This window comes from Halopseudomonas litoralis (genome assembly GCF_900105005.1).
Classification (GTDB): Bacteria; Pseudomonadota; Gammaproteobacteria; order Pseudomonadales; family Pseudomonadaceae; genus Halopseudomonas; species Halopseudomonas litoralis.
The window spans coordinates 1,666,599-1,687,378 of the sequence record NZ_LT629748.1; the positions used below are offsets into that span (position 1 = coordinate 1,666,599).

The 20,780-nt window shown below is 58.0% G+C and carries 17 protein-coding genes; 11 read left to right on the forward strand and 6 right to left on the reverse strand.

The genetic code is table 11. The features are described from left to right. Positions 1-51: 51 nt before the first annotated feature. From tpx to BLU11_RS08140, 3 genes are read right to left on the reverse strand one after another with little or no spacing between them, the layout of a single operon-like run. Positions 52-552 (reverse strand): thiol peroxidase, encoded by a 501-nt coding sequence (gene tpx / locus BLU11_RS08130; RefSeq protein WP_090272869.1) that lies wholly within the window; start codon positions 550-552, stop codon positions 52-54. A gap of 31 nt (positions 553-583) precedes the next feature. Beyond that, complete coding sequence (locus BLU11_RS08135) at positions 584-4,303, reverse strand: translocation/assembly module TamB domain-containing protein (protein ID WP_090272870.1); 3,720 nt, start codon at positions 4,301-4,303, stop codon at positions 584-586. After that, a complete protein-coding gene (locus tag BLU11_RS08140) occupies positions 4,300-6,006 on the reverse strand; it encodes an autotransporter assembly complex protein TamA (RefSeq protein ID WP_090272871.1) in 1,707 nt (568 codons plus the stop codon). Before BLU11_RS08140 ends, BLU11_RS08135 begins: the two co-directional genes overlap by 4 nt. A gap of 126 nt (positions 6,007-6,132) precedes the next feature. On the opposite strand from BLU11_RS08140, the gene xthA reads away from it, so the two are divergent. Beyond that, on the forward strand, positions 6,133-6,948 hold the full coding sequence (gene xthA / locus BLU11_RS08145; protein ID WP_090272872.1) for an exodeoxyribonuclease III: 816 nt from the start codon (positions 6,133-6,135) through the stop codon (positions 6,946-6,948). A 47-nt stretch (positions 6,949-6,995) separates the two neighbouring features. Here the strand turns inward: xthA and clpA are convergent, their stop codons facing one another. Then, positions 6,996-9,263, reverse strand: a complete 2,268-nt coding sequence (clpA, locus tag BLU11_RS08150) for an ATP-dependent Clp protease ATP-binding subunit ClpA (RefSeq protein ID WP_090272873.1) — start codon at positions 9,261-9,263, stop codon at positions 6,996-6,998. A gap of 34 nt (positions 9,264-9,297) precedes the next feature. Further along, entirely contained in the window at positions 9,298-9,660 is a 363-nt protein-coding gene (clpS, locus tag BLU11_RS08155) for an ATP-dependent Clp protease adapter ClpS (protein ID WP_090272874.1), read from the reverse strand. A 204-nt stretch (positions 9,661-9,864) separates the two neighbouring features. Between clpS and cspD the strand changes: the two genes are divergently transcribed. After that, a complete protein-coding gene (gene cspD / locus BLU11_RS08160) occupies positions 9,865-10,128 on the forward strand; it encodes a cold shock domain-containing protein CspD (protein WP_090272875.1) in 264 nt (87 codons plus the stop codon). Between the two features lie 101 nt (positions 10,129-10,229). On the opposite strand, the gene icd is transcribed toward cspD, so the two are convergent. Beyond that, positions 10,230-11,486 (reverse strand): NADP-dependent isocitrate dehydrogenase, encoded by a 1,257-nt coding sequence (icd, locus tag BLU11_RS08165; RefSeq protein WP_090272876.1) that lies wholly within the window; start codon positions 11,484-11,486, stop codon positions 10,230-10,232. A gap of 360 nt (positions 11,487-11,846) precedes the next feature. On the opposite strand from icd, the gene BLU11_RS08170 reads away from it, so the two are divergent. The 9 genes from BLU11_RS08170 to BLU11_RS08210 all read left to right on the forward strand — a co-directional run bounded on the left by BLU11_RS08170 (position 11,847) and on the right by BLU11_RS08210 (position 20,766). Further along, positions 11,847-12,281: an NUDIX hydrolase gene (locus BLU11_RS08170; RefSeq protein WP_090272877.1), complete on the forward strand. Its 435-nt coding sequence runs from the start codon at positions 11,847-11,849 to the stop codon at positions 12,279-12,281. A 1-nt stretch (position 12,282) separates the two neighbouring features. Continuing rightward, positions 12,283-13,410: a tRNA 2-thiouridine(34) synthase MnmA gene (gene mnmA, locus BLU11_RS08175; protein ID WP_090272878.1), complete on the forward strand. Its 1,128-nt coding sequence runs from the start codon at positions 12,283-12,285 to the stop codon at positions 13,408-13,410. Continuing rightward, positions 13,407-14,027 carry a high frequency lysogenization protein HflD gene (gene hflD / locus BLU11_RS08180; RefSeq protein ID WP_090272879.1) on the forward strand — a complete coding sequence of 207 codons (621 nt, stop codon included), beginning with the start codon at positions 13,407-13,409 and terminating at the stop codon, positions 14,025-14,027. Before mnmA ends, hflD begins: the two co-directional genes overlap by 4 nt. A gap of 99 nt (positions 14,028-14,126) precedes the next feature. Beyond that, the gene (purB, locus tag BLU11_RS08185; RefSeq protein WP_090272880.1) at positions 14,127-15,497 is read left to right on the forward strand and encodes an adenylosuccinate lyase; all 1,371 of its coding nucleotides are present in this window, start codon (positions 14,127-14,129) and stop codon (positions 15,495-15,497) included. Positions 15,498-15,584: 87 nt separating this feature from the next. Then, on the forward strand, positions 15,585-16,757 hold the full coding sequence (locus BLU11_RS08190) for a ribosomal protein uL16 3-hydroxylase (protein ID WP_090272881.1): 1,173 nt from the start codon (positions 15,585-15,587) through the stop codon (positions 16,755-16,757). Continuing rightward, positions 16,750-17,187, forward strand: a complete 438-nt coding sequence (locus BLU11_RS08195) for a GNAT family N-acetyltransferase (protein WP_090272882.1) — start codon at positions 16,750-16,752, stop codon at positions 17,185-17,187. The genes BLU11_RS08190 and BLU11_RS08195 overlap by 8 nt, the downstream gene beginning before the upstream one ends. Before the next feature lie 87 nt (positions 17,188-17,274). Then, the gene (locus tag BLU11_RS08200) at positions 17,275-18,096 is read left to right on the forward strand and encodes a secretin N-terminal domain-containing protein (RefSeq protein ID WP_090272883.1); all 822 of its coding nucleotides are present in this window, start codon (positions 17,275-17,277) and stop codon (positions 18,094-18,096) included. Positions 18,097-18,552: 456 nt separating this feature from the next. Beyond that, positions 18,553-20,148 (forward strand): isocitrate lyase, encoded by a 1,596-nt coding sequence (locus BLU11_RS08205; protein ID WP_090272884.1) that lies wholly within the window; start codon positions 18,553-18,555, stop codon positions 20,146-20,148. A 171-nt stretch (positions 20,149-20,319) separates the two neighbouring features. Further along, positions 20,320-20,766 carry a thioesterase family protein gene (locus BLU11_RS08210; protein ID WP_090272885.1) on the forward strand — a complete coding sequence of 149 codons (447 nt, stop codon included), beginning with the start codon at positions 20,320-20,322 and terminating at the stop codon, positions 20,764-20,766. Positions 20,767-20,780: the final 14 nt, after the last annotated feature.

The window sequence follows — 20,780 nt, forward strand, 5'->3', positions numbered from 1 at the left end:
AGGGCGCTGCACTCAGGCAGCACCCTGTAACTGCAAAACCTGATCAGATGTTCAGGACAGAGCAGCCAGCGCCTTGTCGTAATCAGGCTCGTTGCCGATTTCCGACACCAGTTCGCTGTACAGCACCTTGTCGTTCTCATCCAGCACCACCACGGCGCGAGCAGCCAGACCGGCCATGGGCCCGTTATCGATGGACACACCATAATTGCGGATAAACTCACCGCCGCGAAGAGTCGACAGATTCACCACGTTATCCAGGCCTTCGGCAGCGCAGAAACGCTTCTGGGCAAAAGGCAGATCAGCGGAGATGCACAGCACCACGGTGTTGGGCAGGCTGCCGGCCTTGCTGTTGAAGGTGCGGACCGAGGTGGCGCAGGTCGGAGTGTCCACGCTGGGGAAGATATTCAGGATCTTGCGCTTGCCGGCGAACGAGGACAGGCTCTTATCGGACAGATCCAGGCCAACCAGGCTGAATGCCGGGGCGTTGTCGCCCGCGGTGGGAAACTGGCCGCCAACGGTGATCGGATTGCCCTTCAATGTAACATTCGACATGTGAAACTCCTTCAATCTCGCAAGTGATGCATCAGAAATCGATGCGGTAGAAAAAATCCAATGAGCTGGCCAGGCCGCCCACTGCTTCCAGATACAGCCGTTTGGTCAGATCGTAACGCAGCGCCAATTGGTTTGCCTGCTCAAATACCCCTACACCATAGCGCAAACTCAGTTTTTCGGTGATATAACCTGTTGCCACTACGCTGGTGGTCAGGCCGCTGCCTTCCGTATCAAGCTGGAAGTCCTCGATACCCAGCGAGCCGGCAATATTCTTTGCCACCGGTGTGCTACCGGCCATGCCCAGAGCCAGTGCCGCCTGGCCAAGAATATTGCTATCGCCACTGTCGGCGCCCAGAGGACGGCCGAGGATCAGATAGGACAGCGCCTGCTCCTGAGCCATGGTCGGCTCTGCAAAGACTTCGGAAACCGGTGCGTCCGCCGGGCCGGTCAGACGCAGCCCGGCGATAACGTCATCAACCCTGCGTATGGCTTCGATATCCAGATAGGGTTTGCTGACTGGGCCAGCGAACAGAATCTGCGCACGGCGCAGCTCCAGGCGTTGCCCATAGCCTCGGAAGCGACCATCAAGGATGTTCAAGTCGCCGCTGGCGGTCATGTTTTCCCTGATCTGCAGCAGCCCGCTCAGTCGTCCGCTGAGGCCGAAGCCGCTGAAGTGCAGCTGATCCCCGATCGCCAGCTGGATATCTGCGGTGATGCCCATCGGCAGGGATTCTTCCATTTCCTCGGTGGCACCGATGATTTCCGCATCCGCCGATACCCTGACGGCTGCGGGTGGCAGTTCACGCACGGTAATCTCGCCCTCGGGAATGGCGATGGTACCGGTGAGATTGAGATTGTTGTCAGCCAGGCCGATATGCAGATCGGGGCTGGCCAGCAAATCGGCGTAGGGGTCTACCCGAATGGGCAGGTTGTTGCCGGTGAGGCTGATATCAACGGCCAGAGAGGGGGCCCAGGCGGCGGTACCCGCAAGCCTGCCCTGCCCCTCGACACTCTGCCATTGACCATCGATGTCCGCCTGCTGCCCCGCTATGCCGACACGTACCTGCAGTTGTTCAAAGCTGACCGGTAGTTCTGGCCCGCTGATCTGGCCATCGATCAAACGGATATCACCGTCGATCTGCGGCTCGGTCAATGTACCTGCGATCATGCCGTTGCCGATCAGGTCACCGCTGAGTGTGTCCACCTGGGGCAAAAAAGGTCGCAGAATGTCCAGCCGCACGTCAGAGAGATGGAAGCGGCCATCGAGACGTTGAGCGCCGCCAGGGTCGGCAATATCAGCCTGCACATCGAGGTTGCCGAGCCCTTCGCTGACCAGTTGCAGGCGACTACGAGCCTGTGCGGGGTCAAGCTGGGTGGTGAACTCCAGCGTCTCGTAGGGGAACGTCAGCTCCTGATCCGCATTGCTGACCCTGAGTTCACCGTTACGGCTGCTGACCACCACATTGGCGCGGGGTTTTGCATCCACAGCCTGACGGAACTGCGCTTCGGCATCCAGCGTCGCATCCCAGATGAAGTCTTCCGGCAGCCATTCCTGCAGCGACGCCAAGGGAAAGTCGGTGAGTCTCACGTCCAATTGACGGTCGGGCATCAGCTTCTGTTCACCGTTGAAGCACAGCTGGCTGGTCAGATGGCTCCAACAGTGCGCGCCCAGCCGCAGATCACCACTGGCCAGCCGATAGCTCAGCGCCGCCGGCTCGTTCAGAGCCCAGACCATCTCCTCGGCAGCGAGCGTGCTGTCACGTAGCTGCCCTTGCCAGCGCTGGTCATCCAGGCTGCCGGACAACCGCGTATCGAGCTCAACCACACCACCTTGCAGATCCAGAGCCAGATGATGCCTAGCTCGCGTACCGTCGAATGTCAGACTGAGATCGCCCAGTCGGGTATCGCCACTGCGCAGCCGCCTGGCTGACAGATTGAAAGTGCCGGGCAGCTGCTCGTTGAGCGTGACCCGCCCATCGACAGCCAACCCGAGCAAACCGAAGTCCTCGTAACCCAGTCGTTCGCCCTGCAATGCCAGGGTCAGCTCAGGTTCACTCGCCGGTCCCGAGGCCAGTGTCGACCCGGACAGGCTACCACTCAGCCCCGGCCAAAGAGTGGCCAGCTGCGCCAGTTCGATATCGAACCGGCCATTAACTGTCTCGCCCCACTGCCCTTCCCCAGTGATGCTGTTAGCCCCCTGACGCAAGAGCAGATCGTCGACCCGCCAACCGGTATCCGCGCTGGCCAACGCACCGGATAAGACCAGAGGCTGCCCCCGTAATGTGCCGTCCAGGTCCCAATCTGCGACCAGTTGCAGCTCTCCCGCCGCGAGAGTACCGGTACTGGTGACGGGGCCATTGAGCGAGCCGGGCAGTTCGGCCACGAACATCTGCGGGTTCAGCTCTTCAAGTAACAGGCTGACATCCCAGGCGATATTTTCGAGCAAGGTCACAACACCCTGCCCGGTCAGACGACCTTGATCTGTAATCAGCGTCAATGGCGCAATGGTGATCTTCTCGGGCGTGCCGGCCAAGGCAAGCGCCAGGTCGGCATCACGGCCACCGACACCGCCAAGCTGAGCCTGCAACGCGGAGTCGAATTGATCATCGCGAAGATTGGCGTTGAGGTTCAACCGACGGATTTCCAGCGGCCCGATATCCTGTGGGTAGAGCCATTGCCAGGGGAACTGCTGCATCGCCAGGCTGGCATCTGCCGTCAGCACATCCGACCAGTCGGCGTTGGCAGCAAGGGTCAGCTCCCGCTCCGGCTGACCCGTCACGCCCAGGCGCAGATTCAGATCGGAAACGCCCGTCGTCAGGATCTGTCCCTGCAGGTTCAGGTCAATCGGCCCGCCCTCGCCCGGCATGCTGCTGGTGGCTCGCAGGGCAAGGCCTTCCTCCAGATTGCCTTGGAGATTCACCACTGGATTGTTAAGGGTCAAGGTACTGGGTAAGGACTCCAGCGCGAGAAAGGATTCACCTTGCCACTGGGCCGCGAGCGGCAGTTCGGCCAGCAATGGCTGGGCATTGAGCGTCAGTATCCCAGGCAGATAACCGGTGCTGCGTGCTTCCAGTTCCAGTTCTGCCGCGCTGCCACCGAGACGGGCACGCAGTTGCCAGGGGCGATTATCCACCGCTGGCAGATCCAGATCAGCCAGCACACGCAGCGGCCAATCACCGCTCATGCGTACATCGCCCTCGAGCTCCCAGGTCAGATCAGGGCCGGTGCCGCTGAAACGGGTTATATGCAGCTGATCACCGCTGGCGTGAGCCTGCAGGGAAATATCAGTCAGCAGCGCCTGCTCTTCATTCAGCCACAGGCTGCCGATCCGGGCTTCCTGCAGCTGCACACCCATTGGCAGGTTCAGGTTGGGTAGACTGATGTCCCGCCGAGGTTCACCGGGGCTGTCATCCGGTGTGGTCAGAATGTTGATGCGTTCTGCACTGAGCAGATCAATACACAGGCGTCGTCCGGCCAGGCAATCCGGGGACCAGGAAAACTCGACATTATCGATGCTTACAGCGATTCCAGCATCTTGCCAGCCAATGCTGGCGAATTCCCAACCACGCCAGAGCTGGCCACCGGAAAATTCAAGCTGCAGGCGCGGCTCCAGTTCTGGCAGTTTTGCCATCAGCCAGCGATTGACGCCTTCGTTGGACAGCAGCGCCGCAAGCAACAGCACCAACAACAGCGGCACGATCAGCAGAATCAGAAATCCGCGCAACAATGCCTTGAGCAGAAATCGCGTCACAGTTCAGCCCCCATGGAGAAATGCAGGCGAACACCTTCATCCGGATCGCTCACGGATTTGGCCAGGTCCAGGCGAATGGGACCAACCGGCGAGACCCAGCGGATACCCAGGCCGGCGCTGGTTTTCATCGGGTCCTCCCAACTGTCTACCGCGTTGCCGTGATCGATAAACACGGCCGCACGCCATTTCGGGCGAAATTCATATTGGTATTCCGCACTGGTTGCCATCAGGTAGCGTCCGCCGACCCGCTCTCCGGTTTCGTCGGTCGGTGCAAGAGTTCGATAGTCATAGCCACGCACGCTCTGATCGCCACCGGCAAAGAAACGCAGCGACGGGGGCACGCTGGCAAAACCATCGCTGGCAATACCTCCGAGTTGCGCCCGGGCCAGAAAACGGTGATTGTCCCAGAGTGTATACAGGCCCTTGACTGCCATGTTCAGTCGAAGAAAGTCGATATCCGACAACACACCGGCTTTGGCGCCCTGCAGATCCATCATCATGCTGTAGCCCTGGCTGGGGTCCATGCTGTCGTCACTGATGGTGCGTTGAAAACCGAGGCTGGGGATCAGCAAGGTGCTGCGCCCGGAATCGCTACCCAGGGAGTAGCGCTCCTGTTCCAGGCGTAAACCTATGCTGCGGTTCCAGCCGTTATCCAGTCGCCGCTGAAACAATCCGCCGAGCACCATGGTCTGACTTTCGGTATCGTCGATGTGTTCACGCTGCCAGCCGGAGAAAAAACGCAGGTGACTGGACTGCGGCGGTGTGAGAGGTATTTGGTACCAGGATGTCACCTTTTGTCGTGGCTCGGACAGTTCCAGCTCGGCACCGCGACTGTGGCCCCGGGAGTTGAGCCAGTGTTGCTTCCAGTCCGCCTTAGCTCGGGGACCAACGTCCGTGGAGAAACCGCCACCAAAACCGAGCGAATGGGGATCGCGCGCCTTGAGTTCGGCGCGCACCGGGATCTCGCCATCCACCGCCTGATCCGGCGGGGCCGATACCTGCACCGCCTCGAAGTAGCCGCTGGACAGCAGTTCGCGATTGAATTCGGCGATCAGGTCAGCATCGTAGGGCACACCGGGGTAAAAAGGCACCATGCGCTGCAGCAGGTCAAGGTCGAATGGCGTCTCCGAGAAGCTCACGCTGCCAAGTCGATAACGGTCCCCTGTATCGTAACGGAGGACAACATCGGCGAGATTCTCCTCCACATCGATCAACAGACGGTTTTCCAGAAACTCGCTGGAGAAATAGCCGTAACGCAATGCCTGGTTTTCCAGCAGGGATTTTGTGTCTTCATAATGGCCATGATGCAATTGCGCGCCGGGCATCAGATGACGGCTGCGCGGAAAGCGAAAATAGTCGGCATCCCGTCCTGAGCCACTTACCTCCAGGGTGACCTCATCCAATAGTACCGGCTCACCCAGGGTTACCTCCAACAGCAATACCGGATCCGCATCGGAACCGGTCACCCGCGGGCGAACCCGGGGATGATAATAGCCCAGAGCCTGAAGCGCGCTGAGCGCCTGCTCCCGGCTGGAGCGAGCCAGGCGCCACATGCCCTCCCGACTGGAAGCCGATACCGGTCCGATGAAGGCCTCTATGTTCTTTCTCGCCGCATCGTTGCGCGGCTCTACCTTCACTTCCAGCTCGGCGCGAGCAGCTGCGGTGAACAACAGTAACGCCAGCAGCGTAAGAAAACGGACCATATTTTATTCCAGCTTCAAGTCTGTACCGCAGGACGCGGTAACAAATCATCATGGGATGCTAACATGGTGACCGTTTCAGGCCGATAGGCATCCCGGCTTCTTCGTGTTATCAGGATAGGAATTGTAATGAAAGTTGTCTCGTTCAATATCAACGGCTTGCGTGCCCGTCCGCATCAGTTGCAGGAAATCGTCAACAAACATGCCCCCGACGTCATTGGCCTGCAGGAAACCAAGGTGGACGACCCTGCCTTTCCACTGGAGTCCGTCCAGGCGCTGGGCTATCACGTGCATTTTCACGGGCAGAAAGGCCATTACGGCGTGGCTCTGCTGACGCGCGAAGAACCGCTCTGGGTACGTAAAGGCTTTCCTGATGACGGTGAAGAAGCACAATGCCGCATGATCAGCGCTGCCCTACCCTGCGCTGATGGCACCCCGCTGATCGTTTTCAATGGTTATTTCCCCCAGGGTGAAAGCCGCGATCATCCGATCAAGTTTCCGGCCAAGACCAAGTTCTACGCCGACCTGCAGGCTCATCTGCAGCAGGATTTCAGCGCCGATCAACGGCTGGTGGTCATGGGGGATGTGAATATTTCGCCGCAGGATGGTGATATCGGCATTGGTGAAGCCAATGCCAAACGGTGGCTGCGCACCGGCAAATGCAGTTTCCTGCCCGAGGAGCGTGAGTGGCTGCAGAAGCTCAAGGACTGGGGGTTGATCGACACCTTCCGACATATGAACCCTGATGTGACAGATCGTTTCAGCTGGTTTGACTACCGCAGCCGCGGCTTTGAGGACACGCCAAAACGCGGCCTGCGTATCGATTTGGTAATGGCCAGCCTGGGGCTGATCGATCAATGTGTCGACACCGGTATCGATTACGACATCCGTGCGATGGAAAAACCATCAGATCATGCTCCGGTCTGGGCAAAGTTCTCCGTTTGAAGCAGCAGGCTGACGGGGTTTACCCCGCGTCAGCCTATCCACCGCTGTCAGGCCATTTCCTCTTCCGGCACATCCAGTACCAACTCGCCGTCTCGCAAGGTGACATGCACCGTCCCGCCATGCTCGGCAAGATCGCCAAACAGGATCTGTTCAGCCAGCGGTCGCTTGATCTTGTCCTGGATCAGACGAGCCATTGGTCGCGCGCCCATCAGCGGATCATAGCCATGCTCTACCAACCAGTCGCGTGCGCTGTCGTCCACATCCAGCAATACATGCTTGTCTTCGAGTTGCGCCTGAAGTTCGATAAGGAATTTGTCCACCACGAACTTGACGCTGTCGTGACTGAGTCGGCCGAACTGGATGATGGTGTCCAGCCGGTTGCGGAACTCGGGAGTGAAGGTTTTCTTGATCACTTCCATCGCATCGGTGGAATGGTCCTGTGTAGTGAAGCCGATGGATGATCGCGCCATGGATTCCGCGCCGGCGTTGGTGGTCAACACAATGATGGCATTACGAAAATCCGCCTTGCGCCCATTGTTGTCAGTCAGTGTGCCATGATCCATGACCTGCAGCAGCAGGTTGAACACTTCCGGGTGGGCCTTCTCGATTTCGTCGAGCAACAGAACGCAATGCGGGGTCTTGTTGATAGCCTCGGTGAGCAGCCCGCCCTGGTCAAAACCGACGTAGCCCGGAGGCGCGCCGATCAGCCGAGAGACGGTATGTCGCTCCATGTATTCAGACATGTCAAAACGAATCAACTCCACCCCGAGACTCTTGGCTAACTGGCGAGTCACTTCAGTCTTGCCCACCCCTGTAGGGCCGGAGAACAGGAATGACCCCACCGGTTTATCGGCCGACTTCAGCCCCGCACGCGACAGCTTGATTGCCGTGCTCAGGGCGCCGATGGCTTGATCCTGACCGAAAACAACCAGCTTCAGATCGCGCTCGAGGTTCTTCAGCTGTTCCTTGTCGCTGGTGGATACATGTTTTGGCGGGATCCGCGCGATTTTGGCGACAATAGCTTCGACTTCGGCGACGTCAATGCATTCGGGGCGCTCGTTCTTTGGCTTCAGGCGCTGATAGGCACCCGCCTCGTCAATGACGTCAATCGCCTTGTCCGGCATATGCCGGTCATTGATGTACCTATCGGCCAACTCGGCGGCAGCCTTCAGCGACTCGTCGGTATAGCGAATGCTGTGGTGGTCCTCGAAGCGGCTGCGTAGACCCTTGAGAATCTGAATGGTATCGCTGACCGAAGGCTCGATGACATCAACCTTCTGGAAGCGTCGGGCCAACGCACGATCCTTCTCGAAGATGCCGCGAAATTCCTGGAAGGTGGTCGAACCGATGCAGCGGATCTCGCCGGACGAGAGCAACGGCTTGAGCAGGTTGGACGCATCCATAACCCCACCCGATGCCGCACCGGCCCCGATGATGGTGTGGATCTCATCGATAAACAGGATAGCCTGGGGCCGCTTCTTCAGCTCCTTGAGCAACGCCTTGAAGCGCTTCTCGAAATCCCCACGGTATTTGGTCCCTGCCAACAATGCACCGAGGTCAAGCGAATAGACGACCGCCTCGTTGAGGATATCCGGTACTTCGCCGTCAACGATGCGTTTGGCCAGCCCTTCGGCAATGGCGGTCTTGCCCACCCCGGCCTCGCCGACCAGCAGCGGGTTGTTCTTGCGCCGGCGCACCAGAATCTGGGCTACGCGCTCGACTTCAGAGGCGCGCCCCACCAGCGGATCGATCCGCCCGAGCCGTGCCTGCTCATTCAGATTACTGGCGTAGGACTCCAGCGGATTGTTGGATGCAACCGCTTCGCCCGCCTCCTCGTCCATGCTCTCCGGATCGACCTGCATGCCTTCATTGTCGTCGGCCACCTTGGAAATGCCGTGGGAGATGAAGTTGACAATATCGATTCGCGCAATATGTTGCTGCTTGAGGAAGAAGACTGCCTGGCTTTCCTGCTCACTGAAGATCGCCGCCAGGACATTGGCCCCATTGACTTCGCCCTTGCCCGAACTCTGCACATGAAATACAGCACGCTGCAGAACGCGCTGGAAGCCTAGCGTAGGCTGGGTTTCACGTTCATTATCCTGAATGGGGATCAGCGGCGTGGTGGAGTCGATGAACTCCGCCAGGTCGCGCCGGAGCCGGTCCATGTCCGCACCGCAGGCGCGTAAGACCGCGAGCGCAGCCTGATTATCGAGCAAGGCGAGCAACAAATGCTCAACTGTCATGAATTCGTGGCGTTTGCTGCGAGCATCCTTGAACGCCAGGTTCAGGGTGATCTCCAGATCTCTATTAAGCATACTGCCCCCTCATCATGCGACTCTGGTCGCTTTATTACGCATCGCGTTCTATCTGACACATCAATGGGTGCTGGCATTCCCTGGCATATTCATTCACCTGGGCAGCCTTGGTTTCGGCAACATCCCGTGAATAGACCCCACAAACCGCTCTGCCCTCAGTATGGACCCTCAGCATGATCTGTGTAGCCTTTTCCCGATTCAGCATGAAAAAGGTTTCCAGAACCTCCACGACAAAATCCATCGGTGTGTAGTCATCATTGAGCATGATGACCTGATAGCGTGCGGGCGGCTGCAGTTCCGGCTTCCCGGTCTCGACCGCCAGGCCATCATCTTCCTCGTGCTCCGGTTGACCGGGGCTTTGCATAAAAGTTGGTTGAATTTCCATCGTTGCAAACATCTTATGTGTCACTGGTGGATATGAGGCTACAGGTAAAATGTGCGCTGGTACACAGCTTGCCAGCTCTCAACTTGACTTATAGCGATTCAATGTTAATAAGTGTAACAAGCGTGATACGCAGGCGTTGTCCAGGCTGCCATGCGACACGTGAGGACGTACCGGGATCACTACCCATAGAGTATGGGGACAGCAGAGGAATGCAGTATGGAGATAGGTAAGGTCAAATGGTTCAATAATGCCAAAGGCTATGGTTTTGTCGTGGCCGATGGTCGCACTGAAGACCTTTTTGCCCACTACTCAGCTATCCAGATGGATGGGTACCGAACACTCAAGGCAGGCCAGCCTGTACAGTTCGACATCATCCAGGGCCCAAAAGGCCTGCATGCAGTCAATATTCAAGCCGTTGGTGAGGCTGTGCGCAAGTCAGCTGAAGTAACGGAGGCGACTGAAATGGAGATAGTTGTTTAACTGAGATACCTGCCCGCGTGTGTCCTCGCTGTACCGGGCATTTTCATGCACACAAGCCGGCATTTGCCGGCTTGTGTGTTATTGCCTGCCTGATGTTGCGATTACATTGCAGCGATCAGGTCATCACCAAACTCGGAACACTTGCGCAGCGTGGCGCCATCCATCAAGCGTTCAAAGTCATAGGTAACCGTCTTGTTGGCGATAGCGCCTTCGGTACCCTTGATGATCAGGTCTGCAGCTTCTACCCAGCCCATGTGACGCAGCATCATTTCAGCGGACAGGATCAGTGAGCCCGGGTTCACTTTATCCTGGCCTGCGTACTTGGGGGCTGTGCCGTGGGTCGCTTCGAACATGCCGATCGAGTCGGACAGGTTGGCACCCGGTGCGATGCCGATGCCGCCCACTTCCGCGGCCAGCGCGTCGGACAGGTAGTCACCGTTCAGGTTCAGGGTAGCGATAACGTCATACTCGGCCGGGCGCAGCAGGATCTGTTGCAGCATGGCATCAGCAATGGCGTCTTTCACCACGATGTTCTTGCCGGTGTTGGGGTTCTTGAACTGCATCCACGGACCGCCGTCCAGCAGCTCGGCGCCGAACTCGTCACGAGCGACTTCATAGCCCCAATCCTTGAAGGCACCTTCGGTGAACTTCATGATGTTGCCCTTGTGCACGATGGTCACAGAGCTGCGATCGTTGTCCACTGCATACTGCAGCGCTTGGCGAACCAGACGCTTGGTGCCTTCCTGGGAAACCGGCTTGACGCCGATACCGCAGTTTTCAGTGAAGCGGATCTTGGTAACACCCATTTCCTCGGTGAGGAACTTGATTACCTTCTCGGCTTCCGGGGAGCCAGCCTTCCACTCAACGCCAGCGTAGATGTCTTCGGAGTTTTCACGGAAGATCACCATATCAACGTCGCCGGGGTTCTTGACCGGGCTAGGTACGCCGGTGAACCAGCGCACTGGGCGCTGACAGACATACAGGTCCAGCTGTTGACGCAGAGCAACGTTCAGGGAACGGATGCCTCCGCCTACCGGTGTGGTCAGCGGGCCTTTGATGGAAACGACGTAGTCCTTGACTGCGTGCAGGGTTTCTTCAGGGAGCCAGGTGTCCTGGTCGTAGACCTGAGTGGCCTTTTCGCCGGCGAAGACTTCCATCCAGGAAATCTTGCGCTTGCCACCGTAGGCTTTTTCCACGGCTGCATCGACGACTTTCATCATGACCGGGGAAATATCAACGCCGATACCATCGCCTTCGATAAAAGGGATGATCGGGTTGTCAGGAACATTCAGGGAAAGGTCGGCGTTAACGGTGATTTTGTCGCCGCTTGCCGGCACCTGGATCTTTTGGTATCCCATTTTTGACTCCGTTGTGTGTCGTTGTCAGTGAAGATCCGGATGATTGACCCGGATCGGAAGAATACGGTTCTGGTGGACCGCATTGTTGTAGTTTTCCTACATAAAGTCACGTACTTTCTATCTGTGTCTGGCTTTCCACCGCAGAAAACTGCCTATCGAGGGCCGTCTACCGGAGATGACCGGAAGGTTTTGTAGTGAGACTACATTTGCACTACAGCCTTCTGCGTCACAGCTTATGGCGGCTCCTGCCATCCTAGTCTTTTTCTACTCCAAATCCAGCCCCAGTCGCAATAGACCAACGAGGCATTCACCAGGCCCGCCGTTTACGGTAACCTATCGGGCCTGAATCAGGAGTCCTTCATGCGCTTTTTACCCCACGTTACCGTCGCCACCATCGTTGAAGATCAAGGGCGGTTTCTCATGGTTGAGGAAGTCAGCCACGGCCGTGTCGTATTCAATCAGCCTGCCGGGCATTTGGAAGCCGACGAAAGTCTTATAGAAGCCGCCCGGCGCGAAACGCTGGAAGAAACCGCCTGGACAGTTGAGATAACCGGGCTTACCGGCGTTTATCTGTTTCGCGGCGAGAACGGCGTCACCTATCAGCGCACCTGCTTTACCGCACTGCCGGTGGCGCATCAGCCAGACCTGACGCTGGATGAAGGCATCCTCTGTGCCCACTGGCTGACACTCGATGAGATCGAGGCCAGACGGGCCGAGTTGCGCAGCCCGATGGTGCTGGAGTGTATTTTCGATTACCTGAATAAACCGCGGTATCCACTGGATCTGATTCGTTGAGATGAATATTCAAGCCAAAACACCCAGCCAGACCCGGGTTATCGTCGGCATGTCCGGCGGGGTCGACTCCTCCGTCTCTGCAGCTCTTCTCCTTGAACAAGGCTATCAAGTGGAAGGTTTGTTCATGAAGAACTGGGATGAGGACGACGGCACCGAATACTGCACCGCCATGGACGATCTGGCGGACGCGCAGGCGGTGAGTGATCGGCTGGGCATCAAGCTGCATACGGCGAACTTTGCCGCCGAGTATTGGGATAATGTGTTTGAACACTTCCTGGAAGAATACAAGGCTGGCCGCACCCCGAACCCCGATATCCTCTGTAACCGGGAAATCAAGTTCAAGGCGTTTCTCGACTACGCTCTGATGCTGGGCGCAGATCTGATCGCCACCGGACACTACACCCGCCGCGCCGATCGCGCTGGTCAGACACTGCTGCTGCGCGGTGTGGATACCAACAAGGACCAGAGCTACTTCCTGCATGCCGTCGGCGGCGAGCAGATTGCCCGCACACTGTTTCCCGTCGGTGAACTGGAGAAGCCTGAGGTCCGTCGTATCGCCGAGAAGTACCAACTGGCCACAGCGCGCAAGAAGGATTCCACCGGTATCTGTTTTATCGGTGAGCGGCGTTTCAGTGACTTTCTCAAGCAATACTTACCCGCCCAGCCCGGCGATATCGAAACCACCGACGGCCAGGTCATCGGCCGCCACCACGGCCTGATGTACCACACCATCGGTCAGCGTCAGGGCTTGGGGATTGGTGGCCTGCAAGGGGCAAATGACGATCCCTGGTATGTGCTGCGCAAGAACCTGGAACGTAATGTATTGATTGTCGGTCAGGGCAATGAACATCCCTGGCTGTTTTCCAGTGCATTGCGCTGCTCCGGAATATATTGGGTCAATCCCGTCGAGATTACCGAACCCATGCGACTGACGGCCAAGGTGCGCTATCGCCAAGCCGACCAAGCCTGCACCATCGAGCCCGCAGCAGACGGCTATCTGATCCGCTTCGATGAACCTCAGAGGGCGGTGACGCCCGGTCAGTCCGTGGTGCTGTATCAGGACGAAGTGTGCTTGGGCGGTGGCGTTATCGAACAGGCGATTCCCGCCTTTGAAGAGGGCGCCGCATGACGCTTACAGAAGAACAGGTGTTGGCGCTGGGCGGGATATTCGAAGCGGCACTGCAGGTCGACAAGCTGGCCCGCAGCGGTCAATACAGCGAAGGCCCTGTCGGCTGTCTGATACAAAGCATCTTCGAGCGTTCACCGGATGACACCCTCGGTGTTTACGGCGGCTCTCACCACCAGATTCGCGGCGGACTGCAAGCCGTTGGCTCCATGCTCGATCGCGATACTGCAGCTCTGCAGCGGGACGCGCTGCGCTATGCGATGAATCTCATAGCGCTTGAACGGCAATTGGCCAAGCGCGACGACATGCTGGCCGTACTGGGTCAGCGGTTGGATCGCGCACAGCAGCAGATCGGTCATTTCGGATTGCTGCATGAGAATGTCATGGCTTCGCTGGGGAGTGCCTACCAGGACACCTTGAGCACGCTGCGCCTGCGCATCCAGGTGCATGGTGACATGCGTCATCTGCAGCAGCCAGACACCGCCAACCGCATCCGCGCCCTGCTGCTTGCCGGCATCCGCTCCGCGCGTTTGTGGCGGCAACTGGGCGGGCATCGCTGGCAGCTGCTGTTTTCCCGGGGCAAGCTGCTTGAAGCGACCCGAACAATCCTGAATAGCTGACGGTCCGGTATAACATCGCCACGCTGGCCGGGCAGACCAAAGCCTCTCAGGATGGTGTATGATTTGCGGCTTTCAGCCAGCCTTTTATGAGAATTTCCTATGCAACTTTCCTCCCTGACCGCCGTTTCACCCGTTGATGGCCGTTACGGCAGCAAAACCGCCAGCCTGCGCGACATTTTCAGCGAATATGGCCTGATCCGTTTCCGTGTACAGGTTGAGGTTCGCTGGTTGCAGTGCCTGGCTGCTCATCCCGGTATTCCTGAGATCGGACCTTTTTCCGAGCAGGCCAACGCACTGCTTGATCGTCTGGTTGATGATTTCCAGCTGAGCCACGCCGAGCGCATCAAGGAAATCGAGAAAACCACCAACCATGATGTAAAAGCGGTGGAATACCTGCTCAAGGAGCAGGTGGCTGGCCTGCCCGAGCTGCAGGCAGTCAATGAGTTCATCCATTTCGCCTGCACCTCTGAAGACATCAACAACCTGTCCCACGCGCTGATGCTGCGCACTGGTCGCGACGAAGTGGTGCTGCCGCTGATGCGCCGTCTCGCCGATGCGATTCGTGCTCTGGCGGTGGACTTTGCTGATGTGCCTATGCTGTCGCGCACCCACGGTCAGCCGGCCTCCCCCACGACGCTGGGCAAGGAAATGGCCAACGTCGTCTATCGCCTGGAACGCCAGATCACGCAGGTCGAAGGTATCCCGCTGCTGGGCAAGATCAATGGCGCGGTAGGCAACTACAACGCCCACCTGTCCGCCTACTCGCAGCTCGACTGGGAGGCGAACGCGCGTCACTTCATCGAGGAAACCCTGGGGCTGACCTTCAACCCTTATACCACGCAGATCGAGCCGCATGATTACATCGCCGAACTGTATGATGCGGTAGCACGCTTCAACACCATTCTTATCGATTTCGACCGGGACATCTGGGGTTATATCTCGCTGGGTTATTTCAAGCAGAAAACCATCGCCGGTGAAATCGGTTCCTCGACCATGCCGCACAAGGTCAACCCGATCGACTTCGAGAACTCCGAGGGCAACCTGGGTATCGCCAATGCGATCCTCCAGCACCTTGCCAGCAAGCTGCCGATCTCCCGCTGGCAGCGTGACCTGACCGACTCCACCGTGCTGCGTAACCTGGGCGTTGGTTTCGCTCACAGCATCATTGCTTATGAGGCGAGCCTTAAAGGAATCAGTAAGTTGGAGCTGAATGTTCAACGAATTGCTGAAGAGCTGGACAACTGCTGGGAAGTCCTCGCCGAGCCGGTTCAGACGGTCATGCGCCGCTACGCCGTGCCGGATGCCTATGAGAAGCTCAAGGAGCTGACTCGCGGCAAGGGCATCACCCCTCAGGCGCTGCAAACCTTCGTTGATGAGCTGGAGATCCCTGACGCAGCCAAACTGGAACTCAAGGCACTGACGCCCGCCACCTACATCGGCAATGCAGTGGCCCAGGCTCGCCGCATCTGATCTGCGATCCGCGCTCGGCTTCCTGCCGGGCGCGGGTCTGTTTGCCCCTTGCTGTCCCTTCTGTAGCATTTTCATTCCGAGGCCATCATGCCCTTCTCCGTCACCACCCTGCCAGGCGGCATGTCCGCCGATGTATTTCTCCGGGATTACTGGCAGAAAAAGCCGCTGCTGATCCGCCAGGCGTTTCCAGACTTCGAAAACCCATTGACGCCAGATGAGCTTGCCGGCCTGTCGCTGGAAGGCGAAGTGGAATCACGCATTGTCCTGGAACAGGGTGCGACGCCGTGGGAACTGCGCCATGGCCCTTTCGACGAAGACACCTACAAGACCCTGCCGGAAAAGGACTGGACGCTACTGGTACAAGCGGTGGACCAGTTCGTGCCTGAGGTCGCCGAGTTGCTGCAGGCGTTTCGCTTCTTACCCAACTGGCGAGTTGACGATGTGATGGTCAGCTATGCCGCGCCGGGCGGCAGCGTCGGCCCACATTACGACAACTACGATGTGTTCCTGTTGCAGGGTCACGGCCAACGGCGTTGGAAGGTCGGCCAACCCTGCAATCCTGATAGCCCCCTGCAGGAACATCCGGACCTGCGCATTCTCCGTGATTTCGAGCAGCAGGAAGAGTGGGTTCTGAGGCCCGGCGACATGCTCTATCTGCCTCCAGGCCTGGCCCATTACGGCATCGCCGAAGATGACTGCATGACCTATTCGATCGGCTTCCGTGCCCCCAGCCATGCCGAAGTGCTTGCCCATTTCAGTGATTTTCTCGGTCAGTATCTGGGCGATCAGCAACGTTACAGCGATGCTGGAATGAGTACCCCTGACGACCCCGCACAAATCGACGAGCAGACTGTTGAGCGGCTGCAGAATCTCATTCTCGAGCTGGTGCACGACAAAGAGGCGCTAGGCACCTGGCTCGGACGCTTCATGACCGAGCCCCGCTATCCGGAGCTGATTGAAGCGCAGGAGCCTGACGAGGAAGTGCTGACCGAAGCACTGGATAATGGATTTGGCCTGATACGCAATGCCAGCGCCCGGCTGGCTTGGCGCCAGGAGCAGGACCAATACCTGATGCTGTTTGCCTGCGGCGAACATTGCCTGCTACCAACCCGTCTGCGACCACTGGTGCAACTGATCTGCAATCGGGAATACCTGGACGCAGATCAATTGCAGGATTGGCGTCAGGATGCCGAAGCCATGCAGTTGTTACAGCAGTTGCTAGCCAAGGGTGACCTGCTGCTGGAAGGTAACGATGAATGAAGTCGACATCCGTGTGGCGGAGTGGCGCAGTACCAACGCGCTGCGTGACATCCGCCAGACGGTATTCATCGACGAGCAACATGTGCCGCCGGAGTTGGAATGGGACGCAGAAGACGCGCGCGCGACGCACTTTCTGCTGACTGTTGAGCACGCACCGGTCGGCACCGCCCGTTTGCTACCGGATGGGCACATCGGCCGCGTCGCCCTTCTCTCCCAGGCCCGCAGCAAGGGCCTGGGCCAGCAGTTGATGCGCGCCGTCATGGCCTACGCCCGGCAACAGGGTATGGCGCGCCTGCAGCTTTCAGCGCAAACGCATGCCCTCGGCTTCTATAGCCAACTGGGCTTCGTCACCTGCTCGAATGTCTATCCCGAGGCCGGCATTCCCCATCAGGACATGAGCTGGGAGCCAGCAACCTCCGACCCCAGCTGACACCTGCTGCCCTGGCGCGAAGACAGCCGCCCGCGCACAGGTCACTTCAGATGCTAAACTCAGGTTCGGTAACGAGGAGATCGCGCCATGAACCTGCGAACCATGCTGGCAACGCTTGTCACTCTCGCGCTTGCCATCTGTTCTCTCCAGCTCGCTGCAGCGCCGAGAACCGAAGTCATTCCTCTGGGCTACAGCATGGCAGAAGACATGGTGCCGGTAATACAGCCCATGCTCCGCGCTGACGAACGCGTTTCCGCCTACGGCAATCAGTTGATCATCCGTGCCGAACCAGAGCGGCTGCAGGAGATTCGCGTATTGCTTGCGGATCTTGATCGCCAGCCGGCAAAATTGCGTATCACGGTCAGCAACGCCGGCAGCGCGCTTGGCACCCAGAGTGGTTATCGTTTGGACGGACGCCTGGAGACCGGCTCCGGCGATATCGTCGTCGGCCACGCCCGTGGCAACAACCAGGCCCGTATCATCCGCCGCGAAACCCGCGGCGCGAGTGATGGCGCGCGGGTGATCACTGCCAACGAAGGCTATCCCGTGCTGATCCAGACAGGTCAACGGGTTCCTCTGACCAGCACCTCAACCAATATCTACGGCCAAGTGGTCAATCAGACCGAATACCATGATGTGACCTCCGGCTTCTATGCCACCGTACGCCTGAGCGGCGACGTCGCAACCATCAGCCTGAGCGCCAATAATGATCGGATGCATCCCGCCGGGAATGATGTGATCGATGTGCAACGAACCGACACCGTCGTCACCGCGCGCTTGGGTGAGTGGGTCACCATCGGTGGCTTCGATGATACTGAAAGCCAGCGCAGACGAGACATAGGCAGGCGCACTACCACCCGCAGCTCACAACAACAGAGCGTTCGCTTGATGATTGAGCGCCTCGATTAGGCTTTGTTGGAGTTTTGTAGTGTTTTATTAATTTCACTACAATGACATTGACTTCTGTTTTCTTAAACTGCATTATTGCCCCGCTCCCGCTAGCCAGAGCCCCTTAACAGGGTCTCCGGATGTTTGCCTGAACCTAAGGCAGCATCTGTGTCTTAACAGCCCACAAGGCAGTTCGACGAGGTTGCGACTGGAACGAAGTTGTCCTGAGGGACGGGGAAGCGATTTAAACGTAGCAGCTTGCATGACCCGGAAGTGGTTGCATGTTCTGCCGAGCCAATCAGCTTGGGCAAAGTGCGCCAACCAGCTCATCGACTGTTCGTCACTCTCCTATCTTCATGTCATTCTTCAATTCAGTCACTGTTTCGACGCACTGCGGAGTGCCGCAACCCAGGCTCTGGCTGGTGGGTTCGGGGTCGACTAACGTCAGAACCAAACGCAAACTTTGAAGGATTGACCATGTCAGCATATCAGAACGATATCAAAGCAGTTGCCGCGCTCAAAGAAACCGCCGGTAACGGCTGGAACGCCATCAACCCGGAATCCGTGGCACGCATGCGTGCACAGAACCGCTTCCAGACCGGTCTGGATATCGCCAAGTACACCGCTGCTATCATGCGCAAGGATATGGCTGAATACGACGCCGATTCGTCTGTTTACACTCAGTCTCTGGGCTGCTGGCACGGTTTCATCGGCCAACAGAAGCTGATCTCCATCAAGAAGCACCTGAAAACCACCAACAAACGCTACCTGTACCTGTCCGGCTGGATGGTTGCTGCCCTGCGCTCCGAGTTCGGCCCCCTGCCCGACCAGTCCATGCACGAGAAGACCGCCGTTTCCGGCCTGATCGAAGAGCTCTACACCTTCCTGCGCCAGGCTGATGCCCGCGAACTGGATCTGCTGTTCACTGCTCTGGACGAAGCACGCGCTGCAGGCAACACTGCCAAGGCAGAAGAAATCCAGGCTCAGGTCGACAACTTCGAAACTCACGTTGTGCCGATCATCGCCGATATCGATGCCGGTTTCGGTAACGCCGAAGCTACCTACCTGCTGGCCAAGCAGATGATCGAAGCGGGTGCATGCTGCATCCAGATCGAGAACCAGGTTTCTGATGAGAAGCAGTGCGGTCACCAGGACGGCAAGGTAACAGTTCCGCATTCCGACTTCCTGGCCAAGATCAACGCTGTTCGCTACGCGTTCCTCGAGCTGGGCGTGGACGACGGTGTTATCGTTGCCCGTACCGACTCCCTGGGCGCTGGCCTGACCAAGCAGATCGCTGTCACCAACGAGCCAGGTGACCTGGGCGACCTGTATAACGGTTTCCTGGATGGTGATTACATCGAGAATGCCGACGCCATCGAGAACGGTGACGTGGTCATCAAGGCCAACGGCAAGCTGCTCAAGCCCAAGCGCCTGGCTTCCGGTCTGTTCCAGTTCCGCAAGGACACCGGCATCGACCGCGTTGTGCTGGATTGCATCACTTCCCTGCAACACGGCGCCGACCTGCTGTGGATCGAAACCGAGAAGCCGCACGTTGGCCAGATCGCCGAGATGGTCAACCGTATCCGCGAAGTGGTTCCGAATGCCAAGCTGGTTTACAACAACAGCCCGTCCTTCAACTGGACGCTGAACTTCCGTCAGCAGGTATTCGACGCCATGGTTGAAGAAGGCAAGGATGTTTCCGCCTACGACCGTGCCGGCCTGATGAGCATCGAGTACGACGAGACTGAACTGGCCCAGCTGGCTGACGAGAAGATCCGCACCTTCCAGGCTGATGCAGCCCGTGAAGCCGGTATCTTCCACCACCTGATCACCTTGCCGACTTACCACACTGCCGCACTGTCTACCGACAACCTGGCAAAAGGGTACTTCGACAAGGAAGGCATGCTGGCCTACGTGAAAGGTGTTCAGCGTCAGGAGATCCGTCAGGGTATCGCCTGCGTCAAGCACCAGAACATGGCTGGCTCCGATCTTGGTGATAACCATAAAGAGTACTTCGCTGGCGAAGCTGCACTGAAAGCTGGCGGTAAAGACAACACCATGAACCAGTTCTGATCGAACTGACTCGCGGGCCTCGGCCCGGGTGTTGATGAAAAGGCCACCTCCGGGTGGCCTTTTCCGTATAGGTCTTGAGCGGCGAACGGCGAAGTCGCGTACAATGCGCGCTCCATTGCCGGCCATGTTATATCTCGTGGCGGCGCCTCATGCAGCAGCAGGTTTTAGAGAATGGCACGTTTACATCTGGAATTTCCGGAAGATCAGTTCTACTTCACCACTCAACTGACCGTCCGCATCACCGATATCAACTCCGGTAAGCATCTGGCCAACGACTCCATGGTGTCGATGATTTCGGAAGCGCGAGCACGCTTCCTGTATCAGTTCGGCATAGAAGAAGTCAGCGTCAATGATGTCGGCATCATCGTTACCGACCTGGCCACCACCTATCGCAGAGAAGCCTTCGCCCGCGAAGCATTGACCTTCGAAGTTGGCCTGATGGACTTGAACAGATATGGCGGGGATATCATCTTCCGTATCACCAAGGCGCAGGACGGAGAGTTGGTTGCCTTGGCGAAGTCCGGTTTCGTATTCTATAACTTCCTCGCGGCGCGGGTGACACTCATGCCTGAAGATTTCCGATTGCGCTTTCCCGGTGTCAATCAGATTGAAGATTGATAGCGAGAAGAAAC

Excerpts from the sequence above, each read along its gene's own strand:
- clpS (WP_090272874.1), bottom strand. The coding sequence starts at position 9,660 with ATGTTTGCAACGATGGAAATTCAACCAACTTTTATGCAAAGCCCCGGT.
- BLU11_RS08210 (WP_090272885.1), top strand. The coding sequence starts at position 20,320 with ATGGCACGTTTACATCTGGAATTTCCGGAAGATCAGTTCTACTTCACC.
- hflD (WP_090272879.1), top strand. The coding sequence starts at position 13,407 with ATGACGCTTACAGAAGAACAGGTGTTGGCGCTGGGCGGGATATTCGAA.
- BLU11_RS08170 (WP_090272877.1), top strand. The coding sequence starts at position 11,847 with ATGCGCTTTTTACCCCACGTTACCGTCGCCACCATCGTTGAAGATCAA.
- mnmA (WP_090272878.1), top strand. The coding sequence starts at position 12,283 with ATGAATATTCAAGCCAAAACACCCAGCCAGACCCGGGTTATCGTCGGC.
- BLU11_RS08190 (WP_090272881.1), top strand. The coding sequence starts at position 15,585 with ATGCCCTTCTCCGTCACCACCCTGCCAGGCGGCATGTCCGCCGATGTA.
- xthA (WP_090272872.1), top strand. The coding sequence starts at position 6,133 with ATGAAAGTTGTCTCGTTCAATATCAACGGCTTGCGTGCCCGTCCGCAT.
- BLU11_RS08140 (WP_090272871.1), bottom strand. The coding sequence starts at position 6,006 with ATGGTCCGTTTTCTTACGCTGCTGGCGTTACTGTTGTTCACCGCAGCT.
- tpx (WP_090272869.1), bottom strand. The coding sequence starts at position 552 with ATGTCGAATGTTACATTGAAGGGCAATCCGATCACCGTTGGCGGCCAG.
- cspD (WP_090272875.1), top strand. The coding sequence starts at position 9,865 with ATGGAGATAGGTAAGGTCAAATGGTTCAATAATGCCAAAGGCTATGGT.
- BLU11_RS08200 (WP_090272883.1), top strand. The coding sequence starts at position 17,275 with ATGAACCTGCGAACCATGCTGGCAACGCTTGTCACTCTCGCGCTTGCC.
- icd (WP_090272876.1), bottom strand. The coding sequence starts at position 11,486 with ATGGGATACCAAAAGATCCAGGTGCCGGCAAGCGGCGACAAAATCACC.
- purB (WP_090272880.1), top strand. The coding sequence starts at position 14,127 with ATGCAACTTTCCTCCCTGACCGCCGTTTCACCCGTTGATGGCCGTTAC.
- BLU11_RS08195 (WP_090272882.1), top strand. The coding sequence starts at position 16,750 with ATGAATGAAGTCGACATCCGTGTGGCGGAGTGGCGCAGTACCAACGCG.
- clpA (WP_090272873.1), bottom strand. The coding sequence starts at position 9,263 with ATGCTTAATAGAGATCTGGAGATCACCCTGAACCTGGCGTTCAAGGAT.
- BLU11_RS08205 (WP_090272884.1), top strand. The coding sequence starts at position 18,553 with ATGTCAGCATATCAGAACGATATCAAAGCAGTTGCCGCGCTCAAAGAA.